The 16,744-nt window shown below is 73.1% G+C and carries 12 protein-coding genes and 1 pseudogene; 4 read left to right on the forward strand and 9 right to left on the reverse strand.

Features of this window, described 5'->3' with window-relative positions:
* Positions 1 to 3: 3 nt before the first annotated feature.
* Both IQ279_RS20340 and IQ279_RS20345 read left to right on the forward strand, forming a co-directional pair.
* Entirely contained in the window at positions 4 to 2,169 is a 2,166-nt protein-coding gene (locus IQ279_RS20340) for a RecQ family ATP-dependent DNA helicase (protein WP_206350261.1), read from the forward strand.
* A 120-nt stretch (positions 2,170 to 2,289) separates the two neighbouring features.
* Positions 2,290 to 2,937 (forward strand): hypothetical protein, encoded by a 648-nt coding sequence (locus tag IQ279_RS20345; RefSeq protein WP_241028438.1) that lies wholly within the window; start codon positions 2,290 to 2,292, stop codon positions 2,935 to 2,937.
* Positions 2,938 to 2,974: 37 nt separating this feature from the next.
* Here the strand turns inward: IQ279_RS20345 and IQ279_RS20350 are convergent, their stop codons facing one another.
* The 5 genes from IQ279_RS20350 to IQ279_RS20370 form a co-directional block, all read right to left on the reverse strand.
* The gene (locus IQ279_RS20350; protein WP_206350263.1) at positions 2,975 to 3,607 is read right to left on the reverse strand and encodes a hypothetical protein; all 633 of its coding nucleotides are present in this window, start codon (positions 3,605 to 3,607) and stop codon (positions 2,975 to 2,977) included.
* 67 nt (positions 3,608 to 3,674) lie between these two features.
* A complete protein-coding gene (rnhB, locus tag IQ279_RS20355; protein WP_206350265.1) occupies positions 3,675 to 4,352 on the reverse strand; it encodes a ribonuclease HII in 678 nt (225 codons plus the stop codon).
* A 126-nt stretch (positions 4,353 to 4,478) separates the two neighbouring features.
* Positions 4,479 to 6,236, reverse strand: coding sequence for a DUF4153 domain-containing protein (locus IQ279_RS20360; RefSeq protein WP_206350267.1), 1,758 nt, complete (start codon positions 6,234 to 6,236; stop codon positions 4,479 to 4,481).
* Between the two features lie 202 nt (positions 6,237 to 6,438).
* The gene (locus IQ279_RS20365; protein WP_206350269.1) at positions 6,439 to 7,161 is read right to left on the reverse strand and encodes a histidine phosphatase family protein; all 723 of its coding nucleotides are present in this window, start codon (positions 7,159 to 7,161) and stop codon (positions 6,439 to 6,441) included.
* Positions 7,162 to 7,264: 103 nt separating this feature from the next.
* Positions 7,265 to 7,873 carry a YdbC family protein gene (locus tag IQ279_RS20370; RefSeq protein WP_206350271.1) on the reverse strand — a complete coding sequence of 203 codons (609 nt, stop codon included), beginning with the start codon at positions 7,871 to 7,873 and terminating at the stop codon, positions 7,265 to 7,267.
* A gap of 306 nt (positions 7,874 to 8,179) precedes the next feature.
* Between IQ279_RS20370 and IQ279_RS20375 the strand changes: the two genes are divergently transcribed.
* Entirely contained in the window at positions 8,180 to 8,710 is a 531-nt protein-coding gene (locus tag IQ279_RS20375) for a TerD family protein (protein WP_206350273.1), read from the forward strand.
* A 143-nt stretch (positions 8,711 to 8,853) separates the two neighbouring features.
* Here the strand turns inward: IQ279_RS20375 and IQ279_RS20380 are convergent, their stop codons facing one another.
* Both IQ279_RS20380 and nrdR read right to left on the reverse strand, forming a co-directional pair.
* Entirely contained in the window at positions 8,854 to 11,721 is a 2,868-nt protein-coding gene (locus IQ279_RS20380; protein ID WP_206350275.1) for a vitamin B12-dependent ribonucleotide reductase, read from the reverse strand.
* A gap of 113 nt (positions 11,722 to 11,834) precedes the next feature.
* Positions 11,835 to 12,452 carry a transcriptional regulator NrdR gene (gene nrdR / locus IQ279_RS20385; protein ID WP_241028439.1) on the reverse strand — a complete coding sequence of 206 codons (618 nt, stop codon included), beginning with the start codon at positions 12,450 to 12,452 and terminating at the stop codon, positions 11,835 to 11,837.
* A 536-nt stretch (positions 12,453 to 12,988) separates the two neighbouring features.
* On the opposite strand from nrdR, the pseudogene lexA reads away from it, so the two are divergent.
* Positions 12,989 to 13,666, forward strand: a pseudogene (gene lexA / locus IQ279_RS20390) (transcriptional repressor LexA); the annotation flags it as partial.
* 182 nt (positions 13,667 to 13,848) lie between these two features.
* Here the strand turns inward: lexA and IQ279_RS20395 are convergent.
* Positions 13,849 to 15,921: an ATP-dependent DNA helicase gene (locus IQ279_RS20395; RefSeq protein WP_206350279.1), complete on the reverse strand. Its 2,073-nt coding sequence runs from the start codon at positions 15,919 to 15,921 to the stop codon at positions 13,849 to 13,851.
* A gap of 68 nt (positions 15,922 to 15,989) precedes the next feature.
* Positions 15,990 to 16,736, reverse strand: a complete 747-nt coding sequence (locus IQ279_RS20400; RefSeq protein ID WP_206350281.1) for a GNAT family N-acetyltransferase — start codon at positions 16,734 to 16,736, stop codon at positions 15,990 to 15,992.
* Positions 16,737 to 16,744: the final 8 nt, after the last annotated feature.

Below are 16,744 nucleotides of genomic sequence, written 5' to 3' on the forward strand. Positions count from 1 at the left end.
CGCATGAGCGAGGAGAATCTGCGCGCCGCGGCCGACGCCGTACTGGTCCGCCTCACCGGCGACACCACCGGTGAGGCGAGGCTGCGCGCCGACCAGTGGCGAGCCGTCGAGGCTCTGGTGGTGGAACGCCGGCGGACCTTGGTGGTGCAGCGCACGGGCTGGGGCAAGTCGGCGGTGTACTTCGTGGCGACCGCGCTGCTGCGCGAGCGCGGCGAGGGGCCGACGGTGATCGTCTCCCCTCTTCTGGCGCTGATGCGCAACCAGGTCGAGGCCGCGGAGCGGGCGGGCGTCCGCGCCCGGACGATCAACTCCGCGAACACCGAGGAGTGGGAGACGGTCCACGCCGAGGTGGCCGCGGGCGAGGTGGATGTGCTGCTCGTCAGTCCGGAGCGCCTCAACAACCCCGACTTCCGCGATCAGGTCCTGCCGAAGCTGGCCGCCACCACCGGACTGCTGGTGGTTGACGAGGCACACTGCATCTCCGACTGGGGCCACGACTTCCGGCCCGACTACCGGCGGCTGCGGACGATGCTCGCCGAGCTCCCCCCGGGCGTCCCGGTGCTGGCCACCACCGCGACGGCCAACGCCCGGGTGACGGCCGACGTGGCGGAGCAGCTGGGCACCGGCGGGAGGGGGACGGACGCGCTGGTGCTGCGCGGCCCGCTGGACCGGGAGAGTCTCAGCCTGGGGGTGCTGCGCCTGCCGGACGCGGCGCACCGGCTGGCCTGGCTCGACGGCCACCTCCACAAGCTGCCGGGCTCCGGCATCGTCTACACGCTGACTGTCTCGGCCGCCGAGGAGGTGGCGGCGTTCCTGCGGCAGCGGGGGCACACCGTCGCCTCCTACACCGGACGGACGGAGAACGCCGACCGGGAGGCGGCCGAGGCGGACCTGCTGGGCAACAGGGTCAAGGCACTGGTGGCCACCTCCGCGCTGGGCATGGGCTTCGACAAACCGGATCTGGGCTTCGTCGTCCATCTCGGCTCCCCCTCCTCCCCCATCGCCTACTACCAGCAGGTGGGCCGGGCCGGACGCGGGGTGGAGCACGCCGAGGTGCTGCTGATGCCCGGCCCGGAGGACGAGGCGATCTGGCGGTACTTCGCCTCCCTGGCCTTTCCTCCCGAGGAGCAGGTGCGCCGCACTCTGGACGTGCTGGCGTCGGCCGGGCGGCCGCTGTCCCTGCCCGCTCTGGAGCCACTGGTGGAACTGCGCCGCTCGCGGCTGGAGATGATGCTCAAGGTGCTCGACGTGGACGGGGCGGTGCGGCGGGTGCGCGGCGGCTGGGTCTCCACGGGCGAGCCCTGGTCCTACGACACCGAGCGGTACGCCTGGGTGGCGCGGCAGCGGGAGGCCGAGCAGCGCGCGATGAAGGAGTACGCCGCCACCTCCGGGTGCCGGATGGAGTTCCTGCGACGGCAGCTGGACGACGCGGAGGCGGCGCCCTGCGGGCGGTGCGACAACTGCGCGGGCCCCCGGTTCGGCACCGACGTCGACCCGGCGGCGCTGGAGGCCGCCAGGGGGGAACTGGGGCGCCCCGGCGTGGAGGTGGAGCCCCGCAGGATGTGGCCGACGGGGCTTCCCGCGATCGGCCTGGACCTCAAGGGCCGCATCCCTACGGGCGAGCAGGCGGCCCCCGGCAGGGCGCTGGGCCGGCTGTCCGACATCGGATGGGGCAACCGTCTGCGCCCATTGCTGGAGCCGCCCTCGCAGGACGGACCGGTGCCCGACGACGTAGCCGGTGCCGTGGTCTCCGTACTCGCCGACTGGGCGCGGGGACCGGGCGGCTGGGCCTCGGGGGAGGAAGACGCGCCGGCCCGCCCGGTGGGGGTCGTGACGATCGACTCGCGGACCCGGCCACAGCTGATCAGGTCTCTCGGGGAACGGATAGCCGCGGTCGGCCGGATGCCGCTGCTGGGCACCGTGGAATACGCCGACAGGGCGTCGGACACCCGTATCCCGCGCAGCAACAGCGCGCAGCGGCTGCGGGCCCTGCACGGTGCGCTGACGGTGCCCGGGCCGCTGGCGGATGCGGTCGCGGCGGCCGGCGGCCCGGTGCTGCTGGTGGACGACGTCACGGATACCGGCTGGACCCTGGCCGTGGCCGCCCGGCTGCTGCGCAGGGCCGGGGCCCAGGGGGTGATGCCGCTGGTACTGGCCGTGCGGGGTTGAGTCACGGTCCGCCCGCCGGTCCACCGCGGAGGGACCCGGCGTGATCAGGGCGACTCGGTACTCCATTGCCGCAGCCGTGTTCACCCGTGAGAATTGGTTCGGTGCCACGGAGGGAGGACCATGACCGTTGGCTTCGTCTCACCGCCGCCCGCCGGGACCCCGTCCCACGCCGGACGCGTCCTCGAACCCGCCGAGTGGGCCGCCGCCGGGATCCCTCTGCTGCGCAGCCCGCGCGAACTGGTGGCCGGGCTGCACACCCGCCACCGGCCCGGGCCAGCCACCTCCGTCGTCGCGGTGCTCGGCCCGGACGAACGGATCATCGCCAGCGCGTCGTTCTCGCGGGCCAACTCCACTCCGGACGGCTGGGAGTGCCGCAACGTCCTGCTGTCCCAGATGCGCAGGATCGTCCCGCACGACCTGCGCCGCCGCAGGCCCTCGCGGACCGCGGTCCTGCTGTGCTGCCGTGAGGACGACCCGGGCTGGAGCGACGAGGACGGCGCGTGGATGTGGGGACTGCGTGACGCCTGCATACTGCACGGCCTGCGGTGCGGGGCGTACATCACCGTGACCCGTACCGGCTGGCAGGTGCTCGGCGAGGACCGCGGTGGACGACGGCCGTATGTCGGCGGCCCCGCCGTCTGGGACACACGGCCGGAAAGCGGGGACCGGGACGACGGGACACCTGAGGAAAGCGGCCCGCAGGGAAGCGGCCCCGGGAGAAGGACCCCGGGGCGCTCCGGGGCGCGGTGGGGTACGGCGGCCCGCTGACCCGCCGGGTGGCGGGCCCGCGGGCCGGAGCGCCGGTTCAGAGCAGGGTGCGCAGTCGGCCCGGATCGCCGCAGACGATCAGCCTCGACCCTGTCCTGGTCAGGGCGGCGGGCAGTGCCTGGGCAGCCTGTTCGTCCGTACCACCGTTGACCGCGAGCACGACGACCGGACGGCCGGTGGTGCGCTCCGCGGCCGACGCGTGGGCGTAGAAGACGTCATCGCCCTCGGCCTGTTGGCGCCAGTAGGCCTCCTCGCCGAAGGTGAGCTCGTGCTGCGCCCAGGGGTGCTGCTCACCGGTGGTGAACACCAGGACGTCGGCGGGTGAGCGACCCTCGTCGAGCAGCCTGTCGACGGTCTCGTCCGCGACCTCGACCGCGGTGGCGTCGGTGGCCTCGACGAGCTGGATCTGCGGTGCGGCCTTCCCCGGGGCCGCCTTCGTGCCCGCCGCCTCCGCCGCGGGGCGCGAGGCTCCGGCGTTGCGCGTCGGCGCCGGCCTGCCGGAAACGGGACGGCTGCGGTCGGCCCGCTGCGGAGTCGGCCGAGGACCGGGCCGGGGACCGGGAACGGGTGCGGGAGGGCGGGGAACCTGTGGGGCCCGGGCAGTGCCCGTCATGTTGCGGGGGCCGGGGACATTCGGGTGGATCTTGGGCTCCTCGGAGCTGTGCGGCATGGGGTGTTGTCTATCAAACGCCGGCGCCGGACGCGTCGGCGGGTTCAGAAAAAGATTCGGTTTCGACTCAGAAGAGGCCGATCTGCTCGGTCCGCTCGGCACGCGCCCGTTTCAGGTGCCGCCAGCGCGGCAGTGCGTCCAGATACGACCACGACAGCCGGTGGTGGGGCGTGGGCCCCAGTTCCTCGAGGGCCGCACGGTGAACGGGCGAGGGGTAGCCGGCGTTGCGGTCGAAGCCGAACTCGGCGTGCTTGACGCCCAGTTCGGCCATACGGGCATCCCGGTGCACCTTGGCGATCACGGACGCCGCGGCCACCGGGACACACGAGCGGTCACCCTTGACCACCGTACGGACCCGCCAGGGCGCCCCCAGATAGTCGTGCCTGCCGTCGAGGATCACCGCGTCGGGACGGACCGGCAGCGCCTCCAGCGCGCGTACGGCGGCGAGCCGGAGGGCGGCCGTCATGCCCAGTTCGTCGATCTCCTCCGGGGAGGAGTGCCCGAGCGCGCGGGCGGTCACCCAGTCGGTGAGCCGCCCGGCGAGTTCGGTGCGGCGGGCGGGCCCGATGAGCTTGGAGTCCGTCAGCCCGTCGGGTGGCCTGCGCAGCCCTGTGACCGCCGCGCAGACGGTGACGGGCCCCGCCCAGGCGCCCCGGCCGACCTCGTCGATCCCTGCGACGACCCTCGCCCCCGTGGTGGCCCGCAGGGAACGTTCGACGCGGTGGGTGGGAGGCTCGTACGGCATGGCGTCAGCCAGGGTACGCCCCACCTTCCGGAGGACGTCCCCCGGGGCCGGGGGTCTTCCCGGGTCCGGAGGGCCTCCCGCCCGCCGTCCCCCGTCTCCCGCCGGCCCGGCCCGGTCCGGCACTGTTCAGCGGTACTCCGGGAGCCGCCCCTCCCGGTCCAGCCGCCCGCAGGGCAGACCGGTCCGGTCGGCGGGACGCCCGGTGAGCACGGCGCGGGCCCGCACCTCGCCGTAACTGGTCGCGTACCAGGGCTTGTCGGCGCCGAGGACATCGTCGGCGATGTCCTGCAGGGCGCAGGAGCGCTGAGGCTCGGGCAGGGCGTCGAGGGCCGGTACGGCGTCCGCGGAGAGCCCTCTCAGATACGCCAGGTCGATCTGCCCGGTGCGTTCGAAGCGCCGCACGTTCTGCTCGGCCACCAGGGCGTCCGGCGAGGCCAGTCCGAAGCACAGTACGGCGCCCGCCGCGCTCGTCACCACCGCGCGCGGCAGCCAGCGCCCGCCGAACACCCCGGCCGCCATGATCAGGACGATGACGACGCCGAGCCACAGCTCGGCCCCGGCCACGGACACCCTCAGCCTGGTCAGGCCGTACGCGTCGACGTACAGCTCCATCCGGCGCAGGGCCGAGAGCACCACGACGAGGGTCAGCGCACACAGGACGCCCAGGACGGCGCGGACCAGAGTGCGGTCGCGGGCCACACCGCGCGGCGCCCAGCGCAGGGCCAGCGCGATCACGGCGAGGGTCAGGAGGGTGACGGTCAGCAGCTGCCAGAAGCCCTGGCGGGCGTACTCCGAGTAGGTCAGCCCGGTCTCCTCGAGGACCTTGTCGTAGCCGCCGAAGAGGACCGCGAGCTGGATGGCGATGAAGGCGGCGAACAGCGCGTTCAGCACGATCAGGGGAAGCGCCCACTCCATGCGTCCCCGGGGCCGCCCCCGGCCGCCCTCGACGCGGTCCCAGCGCCAGGGGGCCGCGGCGGTGCGGGCCGCTCCCAGCGCGGCCGCCAGTCCCAGGACGGCCAGTAGGGCGTGAGCCGGTCCGTCCGACACCGACACATCGGGCACCAGCCCGGCCAGCAGGTCCGCGAAGGCCGCGTCCGCACCCGCGAACAACGCGCCGAAGACGGCCAGCAGCGCGGCCGCGACGCCGGCCGTCCGAACGGCCGGCCACCAGCGGTCGCGCGATCCGTCCGCCCGCTCGCGCAGCCCGCGCCAGGCCCAGAGGGCGCCCGGCAGGACCTCTCCGAGCACGCCGACGCAGCCGATCAGCGTCCCCCGCCAGGTGCGCGTGCCGTGCAGCGCCAGCGACCCCGACGCGAGGGCCGCCACCAGCGCCAGGAAGGTCGGCCACCCCGCGTCCCGCAGCGCGGGCACCAGCAGCAGCGCCGCCCCGCCTGCGGCCCACACCAGCGACCACGGGCGCACACCGCGCCCCGCGGCCCGTCCGGCGAGGTACGCGGCGAGGGCGGCCGGCGCGGCGGCCAGCAGCATGTTGAGGCCCAGTCCGTCACCGAGCTGCAACCCGGCGAGCACCCCGGTGGCCAGCACCGCCCAGAGCGCGGCTGTGCCGATCGGCCCGGGCTCCTCCGGCCTCGCGGCCGTCACCCAGGCGGGCGGGGGTGGTGGCTCGTACGCGGCCCAGGAGGATGCCCCGTGGGTCGTGCCGTGGGTCGCACCGGATCGCCGCCCGCCGGGGGCGGCGGGTCTCCCCGGCGTGTGGACGGGCTCCCCCGCCGTCCGGACGGGCTTCTCCGCCGGCTCGGCGCCGCCGGGGGCGGCCTCCTCCCGCCGGGCGTCCCCGCGCCCGCCCTCCTCCCGGACGGCGTCCTTCGGCGGGGTGTCGTCCACCTCGTTCGCCGCGGGCACGCCGGACGGCTGATCGGACATGGGCCTCCCCTCCCCTCACCGCGCATCCCCCTACCGGCTTGCGGTGATCAACGCGGCGACTCGGGCGCCACCGTAGTGCGCCTCCGGCGCGCACCCGCGTTCCGAGCGCCGCTCTGTGACAGAGCGGTGACAAGGGGACGGCGAGGGGCCCGCCCGGCACACGCCGGAAGGGCCGGCGCGTGCCCGCCGCGCCGCCAGCGCCTCACCGGGGCCTTCCGGGGCGCCCGCGCACCCCGGACATCCCGTACGTCTCCCCGGACTCCCCCTCGTAGGGCCCCGCGTACGACTCGGGGGTGCACCAGCGCTCGAACGGCCGGTCCAGGTGGTAGCGCCCGTCCGTTCCCAGCTCCAGGGCCCGCATCTCCCCGTTGCCCGGATTCGACAGCGACTCGAACTCCGCGACCGTCCAGTGCAGCCACCTCATGCAGAACAGCCGCATGGTCAGCCCGTGCGTCACCAGCAGTACGTTCGGCGGGTGGTCGGGGGACTCGAAACTGCGCCACAGGCTCTCCAGGAAGGCTCCGACCCGGTCGTAGACGTCCGCGCCCGACTCGCCCTGCGCGAAACGGTAGAAGAAGTGCCCGTACGCGTCGCGCGCCGCCTTCTGCCGCCGTACGTCCTCGCGGTCCTGCCAGTTGCCCCAGTCCTGCTCGCGCAGCCGGGGCTCCTCGCGCATCCGCACCCGCGCCGGGTCCAGACGCAGTGCGCGGAAGGTCTGGTGGGTGCGGCGGTACGGCGAGACGTAGGCCGAGATCCGCTCCTCTCCGAAGAGGGCCCGCAACCGCTCCCCCGCCGCCTCGGCCTGCCGGAATCCGCGCTCGGTGAGGCTCAGGGCGTGGTCGGGCACCCGCTCGTAGACCGCGTCGTCGAAGTTTCCCTCCGACTCGCCGTGCCGGACCAGGACGATGCGCCGGGGTCGTGCCATGCACCCACCCTAAGCACGCAAAGGCTCCACGGCCCAGCCACGAGCCCGGTCACAGCCCCCGCACCGGCAGCAACCGGCACCGGCGCAGGCTCCGACACCGGCGTCAGACCGTCCAGGACGACTCGAGATCGATCACGTCCCCGCCGACCGCCGTGACGTCCGCCCCCAGCTGGGCACGGAGCGCCAGCCGCTCGATCCGCTCCGTACGGTACTTGCCGTGCTCCGCCGCCGAGTCCCACATCGACAGCACCAGGAACTCGTCCTCGGCCTGCGCCTGTGCGAAGACCCCCCGCAGCATCCCGGGCGACCCGGCCATCGCAGGGTTCCACACCTTCTCCTGCATCAGGGTGTAGTGCTCGATCCGGTCGCGGCGCACCCGGCAGTGGGCTACACGCAGCAGGTCCGCGTCCGTGAACTGCGGACGGAAACCCACCTTCACATCGAAGCGGTACTCGAAGAGACGGACCTGGGCGTCCTTGTGGGTGCCGTTCTGCGAGGCCGCCAGCCGGTCGTGGGAGCGCGCCATGAACGAGTCGTAGAAGGCCCGGCTCTCCCAGAAGCCGAAGAGGTGCGCCACGCCCGGCCGGGAACGGCTCCAGCCGCCGCCCTGCGCCCGGAAGCCCGGCTCGCCGAGCAGCCCGGCCCACTTCCGCTGCCCCCGCTCGAAGCCTCGTCGGTCCACCACCGTGCAGCGCATCCACTTGACCAGCACCGCGCCATCGTACGGCCATATCGGTGACTGATCGCATGGCTTGCCGCGGGCGGGGGCGGCCGGCGCGAGGGGCCCGGTCCCGCGTTCGGCCATCTCCGCGGCCGCCGGGCCCCGGTCCTCGCGCAAGGCTCCTGCGAGCCGGCGGCGCGCCCTGGAGCGGGCCACCCCGCAGCCACCGGGCGCTGTGGACAAACCGCCTGGTGGACAGGAGAGTTGATGTGCTGTCATGGCGGTCGCACCGCACCGGCCCCCGCGCCGGGAGCGGCCGTGTCCCGCAGCAGCTCAGTTCCTAGGAAGGGGAGCCTGGTGAGCAGTCCCAACAAGGGGGTGGAGAAGGTCGAGGTGGCGGTCAGGTGGGACCCCAGCCCCTCCGAGTCCTCGCCCCACGACCTCGACATCATCGCCGCGACCTACACCGCGGACGACCCGCACGGCGAGCCCGCGTACGTCGTGCACTTCGACAGCCGCTCGCCCGACGGCACCATCAACCTCAGCAGGGACAGCCGGACCGGCCTGGGTCTCGGCTACGACGAGGTCATGACCCTGGAGCTGGGCCGGCTGGCCTCCTCCTACGCCCGGGTGGTCGTGGGCGTGGCGGTCCAGCAGCACAGCGGTCGCCGGACGTTCGGCGACATAGCGCGCACCGGTGTGCGGATCAGGGAGGGCTACGTCGAGCTGGCCGAGCACGACTTCTCCGGCGTGACCGGGGCGACGGCCGCCACCGTCGCTGAGTTCACCCGCAACGGCACGGGCGCCTGGGAGTTCCGCGAGCATCTGCGCGGGTTCGACGCCGACCCGGAGTCGTTCACCCGTCTGATGGGCGGCGCCCCCGTCTGACGGCCCGGCCCACCGCGCGGCGGCCCACGCGGTTTCCGGCGCCGGAGGGCGCGGAGGGCGCCGGAGGGCGCCGACCGCTCACGGTCGGCGCCCTCCGGTCGTCCCCTCGGTGCGGCGGCGGGTACCCGCCGCCGCACCGAGGATCAGCTGCAGCCGCTGGTGGAGCCGCAGCCCTCGCACAGGTAGCAGCTGCCCGTGCGGCGCATCTTGGTGCCGCAGGAGAAGCACAGCGGCGCGTCGGCGTTGAGGCCGAGCTGCATCTCCACCAGTTCGGTGGAGCTGTGCGCCTCCTTCGGCGCCGGGGCCGGGGCCTGCGGCTCGGAGTTGCTGCTCACCGTCTTGGGAGGCTCCACCCGGCGCGGGGCCGACTGGGCCAGGCTCTCGACGTCCAGCTCGTCGTCGGCGGGCTCGTAGGAGCCGGTCTCCAGGTGGCGCTGGCGCTCCTCGGCGGAGTGGATGCCGAGGGCCGAGCGGGTCTCGAAGGGCAGGAAGTCCAGCGCCAGGCGGCGGAAGATGTAGTCGACGATCGACTGCGCCATCCGCACATCCGGGTCGTCGGTCATACCGGCCGGCTCGAAGCGCATGTTGGTGAACTTCGAGACGTAGGTCTCCAGCGGCACGCCGTACTGCAGGCCCACCGAGACGGCGATCGAGAAGGCGTCCATCATGCCCGCGAGGGTCGAGCCCTGCTTGGACATCTTCAGGAAGACCTCGCCCAGCCCGTCGTCCGGGTAGGAGTTGGCGGTCATGTAGCCCTCGGCGCCGCCGACGGTGAAGGAGGTGGTGATGCCGGGCCGGCCCTTGGGCAGGCGCTTGCGCACCGGGCGGTACTCGACGACCTTCTCGGCCTCGGGCTGCGTCTCGCCCCTGACGTCCTTCTTCTTGGCGGAGAGCGGCTGGCCGACCTTGCAGTTGTCGCGGTAGATCGCCAGTGCCTTCAGACCGAGCTTCCAGCCCTCGAAGTAGATCTCCTCGACCTCCTCGACGGTGGCCGATTCGGGCATGTTGACCGTCTTGGAGATCGCGCCGGACAGGAACGGCTGGGCTGCGGCCATCATCCGCACGTGCCCCATCGGGGAGATGGAACGCTCGCCCATGGCGCAGTCGAAGACCTCGTAGTGCTCGGGGCGCAGCCCCGGGGCGTCGATGACGTTGCCGTGCTCGGCGATGTGCTCGACGATCGCCTCGATCTGCTCGGGCTGGTAGCCGAGCCGCTTGAGGGCCTTGGGCACGGTGTTGTTGACGATCTGCATCGAGCCGCCGCCGACCAGCTTCTTGAACTTGACCAGGGCCAGGTCAGGTTCGATGCCGGTGGTGTCGCAGTCCATCATCAGGCCGATGGTGCCGGTGGGGGCCAGCACGGACGCCTGGGCGTTGCGGAATCCGTTCTTCTTGCCCAGCCGGAGCACGTCCTGCCACGCCTCGGTGGCCGCGGCCCACACCGGGGTGTCCAGGTCGTCCATGCGCTTGGCGCCGGTGTTGGCGTCGGCGTGCTGCCTCATGACGCGCTGGTGGGCGTCGGCGTTGCGGGCGTAGCCCTCGTACGCGCCGACGACCGCGGCCAGTTCGGCGGAGCGGCGGTAGGAGGTGCCGGTCATCAGGGAGGTGATCGCACCGGCCAGCGCCCGGCCGCCGTCGGAGTCGTAGGCGTGGCCGGTGGCCATCAGCAGGGCGCCGAGGTTGGCGTAGCCGATGCCCAGCTGGCGGAAGGCGCGGGTGGTCTCGCCGATCCTCTCGGTGGGGAAGTCGGCGAAGCAGATGGAGATGTCCATCGCGGTGATGATCAGCTCGACGGTCTTCGCGAAGCGCTCGGCGTCGAAGGACTGGTTGCCGGCGTCGTCGTCGCGCAGGAACTTCATCAGGTTCAGCGAGGCCAGGTTGCACGAGGAGTTGTCCAGGTGCATGTACTCGCTGCACGGGTTGGAGGCGGTGATGCGGCCGCTCTCCGGCGAGGTGTGCCAGTGGTTGATGGTGTCGTCGTACTGGATGCCGGGGTCGGCGCAGGCCCAGGCGGCCTCGGCCATCCTGCGGAACAGCGCCTTGGCGTCGACCTCCTCGATGGCCTCGCCGGTCATCCGGGCGCGCAGGCCGAACTTCGACCCGCTCTCGACGGCCTTCATGAAGGCGTCGTTGACGCGGACGGAGTTGTTGGCGTTCTGGTACTGGACGGAGGTGATGTCGTCGCCGCCCAGGTCCATGTCGAAGCCCGCGTCGCGCAGGGCGCGGATCTTCTCCTCCTCCTTGACCTTGGTCTCGATGAACGCCTCGACGTCGGGGTGGTCCACGTCGAGCACGACCATCTTGGCCGCGCGGCGGGTGGCACCGCCGGACTTGATCGTCCCGGCGGAGGCGTCGGCGCCGCGCATGAAGGAGACCGGGCCCGAGGCGTTGCCGCCGGAGGAGAGCAGCTCCTTGGAGGAGCGGATGCGCGAGAGGTTCAGGCCCGCGCCGGAACCGCCCTTGAAGATCATCCCCTCTTCCTTGTACCACTCCAGGATCGACTCCATGGAGTCGTCGACGGAGAGGATGAAGCAGGCGGAGACCTGCTGGGGCTGGGTGGTGCCGACGTTGAACCACACCGGGGAGTTGAACGAGAACACCTGGTGGAGCACCGCGTGGGCCAGCTCGTGCTCGAAGATCTCGGCGTCGGCCGGGGAGGCGAAGTAGCCGTGCTTCTCACCGGCGGCGCGGTAGGTCTTCACCACACGGTCGATGAGCTGCTTCAGGCTGGTCTCGCGCTGGGGCGTGCCGACGGCGCCGCGGAAGTACTTGCTGGTGACGATGTTGACCGCGTTCACCGACCAGAAGTCGGGGAACTCCACGCCGCGCTGCTCGAAGTTGACCGAGCCGTCGCGCCAGTTGGTCATGACGACGTCACGGCGCTCCCAGACCACCTCGTCGTACGGGTGCACCCCGGGGGTGGTGTGGATGCGCTCGATCCGCAGCCCCTTGGCGGCCTTGGTCCCCTTGGACCGGGCCCCTCGTGCCGGGTCGCTCGTCGTCTCTGTCATTCCGCCTCCCTGTACAGGCATAACGCCCTGACACACCCCGCACTTCCCGGGGTGTGGTGTTCGTTTCGATGGCCGGAGCGCGACGCGCTCCGGTCCGGTCCGTGCGGGGCCGCTCAGTTCCCGGCGGCCAGTGGCGCGGGCGGGGCGGTGGGGCTTGCGCCGCCTCCGCCGTCACGTTCGCCCCCGCCGTCACTTCCGTTTCCGGTGTCCCCGGCTCCGCCGCGGCCTCCGGCTCCCGCGGCCGTGGTTCTGCCCGGGGCCGTGCCGCCTTCGCCGTCGGCCGAGGCCCGCTCCCCGCGCAGCTCGGTGATCGCGGCCTCGAAGTCCTCCAGCGAGTCGAACGCCTGGTAGACGGAGGCGAAGCGCAGGTACGCCACGAGGTCCAGCTCCCGCAGCGGACCGAGTATGGCCAGCCCGACGTCGTGCGTGGACAGCTCGGCGCTGCCGGTGGCGCGTACCGCCTCCTCGACCCGCTGGCCCAGTTTGGCGAGCGCGTCCTCGGTGACCGGACGTCCCTGGCAGGCCTTGCGCACTCCGGCGATCACCTTGTCCCGGCTGAAGGGCTCGGTGACCCCGCTCCGCTTGATGACCATCAACGACGCGTTCTCCACCGTCGTGAAGCGGCGGGAGCAGTGCGGACACTGGCGGCGTCGGCGGATAGCGGTGCCGTCGTCGGTGGTGCGGCTGTCGACGACGCGGCTGTCGGGGTGCCGGCAGAAGGGGCAGTGCATCGCTTCCCACCCTCCTTCACCCTCGATGGCGCAGCATGAGCGGCGCAGCAGAACAGCATTGGACACGCGTTCGAGTACCCGGCGGGCGGGCCTCGAAAGCGGCCACCAGCATAGGTGATGCCCATGACTCCTCAGGACCGGGGGACCACAACTTCTGGGTAGCCGCAGAACATCTAACCACTACATCTGGTGGCTGGTTGACGAACACACCATGCGTGTCGGAGACGCCGGAACGGCAAACGTACGAGAGGCTACCGTAGCGATCGGAGGCGACTCGCAGCCCATACACCGCCCTTATCGAGCACGTCAGCCAATCTGCGAAATTTCACTCGAACGTGTGTTTGGCGCAACCTTTCGAAAGCACATACCGTTGTCCAACCAGGGAGAACCGCTTGAGAGGGGCCGACGTGACCACCACCGCAGAGAGCGCCACCATCACAGCACGGGACCGTTCCCGGGGCCGGGCCGATCATGTGCGGGAAGCAAACGCCGTGCCCGGCGCGTCCGACGGCGCGTCCGACGGCGCGGAGGCTCCCAGGCCGACCCGCTCGCTGCCCGGCCGTCCACCGGGGATCCGCGCCGACAGCTCGGGGCTGACGGACCGGCAGCGCCGGGTGATCGAGGTGATCCGCGACTCGGTGCAGCGCCGCGGCTACCCGCCGTCGATGCGGGAGATCGGCCAGGCCGTCGGCCTGTCCTCCACCTCCTCCGTGGCCCACCAGCTGATGGCGCTGGAGCGCAAGGGCTTCCTGCGGCGCGACCCGCACCGCCCCCGCGCCTACGAGGTGCGCGCCTCGGACGCGCCCACCAGCCAGACCACCGACACCACCGGCAAGCCCGCCGCCTCCTACGTCCCCCTGGTCGGACGGATCGCCGCCGGAGGCCCGATCCTCGCCGAGGAGTCGGTGGAGGACGTCTTTCCGCTGCCCCGCCAGCTCGTCGGCGACGGCGAGCTCTTCGTGCTCAAGGTCGTCGGCGACTCCATGGTCGACGCGGCGATCTGCGACGGCGACTGGGTCACGGTGCGCCGCCAGCCGGTCGCCGAGAACGGCGACATCGTCGCCGCCATGCTGGACGGCGAGGCGACCGTCAAGCGCTTCAAGCGCGAGGACGGGCATGTGTGGCTGATCCCCCACAACGCCGCCTACCAGCCGATCCCCGGCGACGAGGCGACCATCCTCGGCAAGGTCGTCGCGGTGCTGCGGCGCGTCTGACGCGCCGCAGCACTACACCGACCGCACGGCACCGGTCGCACGACGGCCGGAACGGGCCGCCCCGGGACCACTGCGCCGGTCCCGGGGCCCGGTTCGCACCCGTACCCCGGCGAAGCCCGGGGCTCCGAGCCCCGCCGGGGTCTTTCCCTTGCCCCCTGCCTCACTGCCTGGCCTGCCCGGCTCTACGCGCCCTCCCTGGCCGCGGCGTCGATGGCCGCCAGCGAACGGCGCACCTGATCGCGGTCGGTGGTGTACCAGAAGTCGGGCATCGAGGCCCGCAGGAAACTCCCGTAGCGCGCCCTGGCCAGCCGCGGGTCCAGCACCGCGACCACACCCCGGTCCCCCGTCGCCCGCACCAGGCGGCCCGCACCCTGCGCCATCAGCAGCGCGGCGTGGGTGGCGGCCACGGCCATGAAGCCGTTGCCGCCCGCCTCCTCCACCGCCTTCTGCCGGGCGCTCATCAGCGGATCGTCGGGGCGCGGGAACGGGACGCGGTCCATCACCACCAGCTGGCAGTTCGGGCCCGGCACATCCACGCCCTGCCACAGCGACAGCGTCCCGAACAGGCAGGTCTCGGCGTCCGCGGCGAAGCGCCGGATCAGCTCGCCCAGAGTCTCCTCACCCTGCAGCAGCACGGGCACCTCCAGCCGCCCGCGCAGCTCCTCGGCCGCCGCCTGGGCGGCCCGCATCGAGGAGAACAGCCCGAGCGTGCGCCCTCCGGCCGCCTGGACCAGCTCGGTCAGCTCGTCCAGCATGTCGCCGCGGCTGCCCTCCCGGCCGGGCGGTGACAGGTGCTGGGCGACATAGAGGATGCCCTGTCTGCGGTAGTCGAAGGGCGAGCCGACGTCCAGCCCCCGCCACCGCGGGATCCCGGCGTCCGTCTCCGCCGCGCCCTCCCCGCCCTCGCCCTCACCGTCGGCGACGCTCGCGCCTCCCGCTTCTCCGGCGCCCCCGGAGTGCTCGGCCGCTCCGCCGGTCTCCGTGATCCGTCCCTCGGCGCTCAGCCCGAGAGAGGCGCCCACCCCGTCGAAGTCCCCGCCGAGCTTGAGCGTGGCGGAGGCCAGGACCACCGACCGGTCCTCGAACAGTTTCTCCCGCAGCAGCCCGGAGACCGCCAGCGGGGCGACCCGCAGCGAGGCGCCGTAGCGGTCGTGGCGCTCGTACCAGACGACGTCGTACTCCGACCCCTGGACGATGCGCTCGGCGACCGCGTGGACGTTCTCCACCGAGGCCAGGGCCTGCCGACGGACGGCGTCCTCGTCCTGGACGGACCGGTCGCGGGTGCTGCCCAGCGCGGTGATGACCGCGCGGGCCGCGTCGCGCAGCGCCGTCAGGGCGTACCCCAGATCCTCGGGGACCTCCTCCAGTCGGCCCGGCAGCGCCAGCTCCATCAGCCGCTCGAAGCCCTCCGCGGCCGTCTGCAGCCGGTCGGCCTCCTTCTCGTCGACCAGCTTGGCCGCACGGCGCACCGCCCGGTTGACCCCGCCCGGCGTCAGCTCGCCGGTGGCCACCCCGGTGACCCGGGAGACCAGTTCGTGCGCCTCGTCGACGATCAGGACCTCGTGGCCGGGAAGCACCGGCGCACCCTCGATGGCGTCGATGGCCAGCAGCGCGTGGTTGGTGACGATCACCTCGGCGAGCTTGGCCCGCTCGCGCGCCGCCTCCGCGAAGCACTCCGCCCCGTAGGCGCAGCGGGTGGCTCCCAGGCACTCCCGCGAGGAGACCGACACCTGGGACCAGGCCCGGTCGGAGACCCCCGGGGTGAGGTCGTCGCGGTCGCCGGTCTCGGTCTCGTCCGCCCAGTCCCTCAGCCGAAGCAGGTCCTTGCCCAGCCGGCTGGTGGGGGCCGCCGCCTCGAAGGGATCGAACAGGCCGTCCTCGTCGTCCTGCGGCACTCCCTCGTGGAGGCGGTGCAGGCACAGGTAGTTGGAGCGGCCCTTGAGCATGGCGTACTCGGGACGGCGGCGCAGCAGCGGATGGAGGGCCTCGACCGTGCGCGGCAGGTCGCGTTCGACCAGCTGCCGCTGCAGGGCGAGCGTCGCGGTCGCGATGACCGTGCGCTCGCCGTGCGCCAGGGCGGGCACCAGGTAACCCAGCGACTTGCCGGTCCCGGTCCCCGCCTGGACCAGCAGGTGGACGTTGCTGTCGACGGCCTCGGCCACGGCTTCGGCCATGGCGACCTGGCCGGGTCGCTCGGTGCCTCCGACGGCGGTGACGGCGGCGTGGAGGAGGTCGGTGAGGGCGGGCTTGGTCATAGGACCGCCACCTTACGCGGCGGCGCCGACAGCCGTGCCCGGTACGGTCCGCGGCCCACCCTGGGGAGTCACAGGGTGTGGCGCAGCGCCCGGTCGCGGACCACCACGGCGGCGCGTTTACCCGGCAGGTCGGCCTCGGCGGCCAGCCGGAAGCCCGCCCGCAGGAAGGCCGCGACGGAGGGGACGTTACGGATGTCGGGCTCGGCGATGACGCGGTCGCACGCCGGCCGCCGGTCCAGGACGAGGTCCGAGACCGCCCGCAGCAGCACCGTGCCGACCCCGCGGCCCCGGTCCGCCGCGCCGCCGATCAGCAGGTGCAGCCCGGTGTCGTGCGGGCGCACCGGGTGGTACCGGGCGAGCGGGTCGAGGTCGGCGCGGTAGATCTCCCAGTAGCTCATGGGGACGCCGGAGAGCACCCCCAGGCACGGCACGCTGCGCCCGTCGCCGCCGGTCTGGGCGCGCAGGTGCGCGGCGGTGGTCCCGGCGGGGCCTGCCAGGTGCCAGAACTCAGCCACCGCGGGGTCGTTCATCCAGGCGGTGATCAGCCGCAGATCGTGCTCGGGGCGGACGGGGACGAGCCGGAAGACCCCGGCGGCCGTGGTGACCGGCCCCCAGCCGGCGACGCCGTCCAGCGGATCCGGCCGCGACACGGGCTCCGGCCCGGTGCCGTACCGCGCGGCGGACGGGCCGGCGGGAGGGCGCGGGCGGGGGGCGCCGGCGGCCTGCGGGAGCGCCACGTCCGCCGGGACGCGCGCGGCGAGGGGTGCGGCGGGTACGGCGGACACGGTGCGGGCCGGTGGAACACCGATGGTCATGGTGGTAC

It is taken from the genome of Streptomyces verrucosisporus (assembly GCF_017114865.1).
GTDB classification, from domain to species: Bacteria; Actinomycetota; Actinomycetes; order Streptomycetales; family Streptomycetaceae; genus Streptomyces; species Streptomyces fenghuangensis.

Coding starts and splice junctions, on each gene's coding strand:
- IQ279_RS20340 (WP_206350261.1), top strand. CDS start 4: ATGAGCGAGGAGAATCTGCGCGCCGCGGCCGACGCCGTACTGGTCCGC.
- IQ279_RS20345 (WP_241028438.1), top strand. CDS start 2,290: ATGACCGTTGGCTTCGTCTCACCGCCGCCCGCCGGGACCCCGTCCCAC.
- IQ279_RS20350 (WP_206350263.1), bottom strand. CDS start 3,607: ATGCCGCACAGCTCCGAGGAGCCCAAGATCCACCCGAATGTCCCCGGC.
- rnhB (WP_206350265.1), bottom strand. CDS start 4,352: ATGCCGTACGAGCCTCCCACCCACCGCGTCGAACGTTCCCTGCGGGCC.
- IQ279_RS20360 (WP_206350267.1), bottom strand. CDS start 6,236: ATGTCCGATCAGCCGTCCGGCGTGCCCGCGGCGAACGAGGTGGACGAC.
- IQ279_RS20365 (WP_206350269.1), bottom strand. CDS start 7,161: ATGGCACGACCCCGGCGCATCGTCCTGGTCCGGCACGGCGAGTCGGAG.
- IQ279_RS20380 (WP_206350275.1), bottom strand. CDS start 11,721: ATGACAGAGACGACGAGCGACCCGGCACGAGGGGCCCGGTCCAAGGGG.
- nrdR (WP_241028439.1), bottom strand. CDS start 12,452: ATGCACTGCCCCTTCTGCCGGCACCCCGACAGCCGCGTCGTCGACAGC.
- IQ279_RS20395 (WP_206350279.1), bottom strand. CDS start 15,921: ATGACCAAGCCCGCCCTCACCGACCTCCTCCACGCCGCCGTCACCGCC.
- IQ279_RS20400 (WP_206350281.1), bottom strand. CDS start 16,736: ATGACCATCGGTGTTCCACCGGCCCGCACCGTGTCCGCCGTACCCGCC.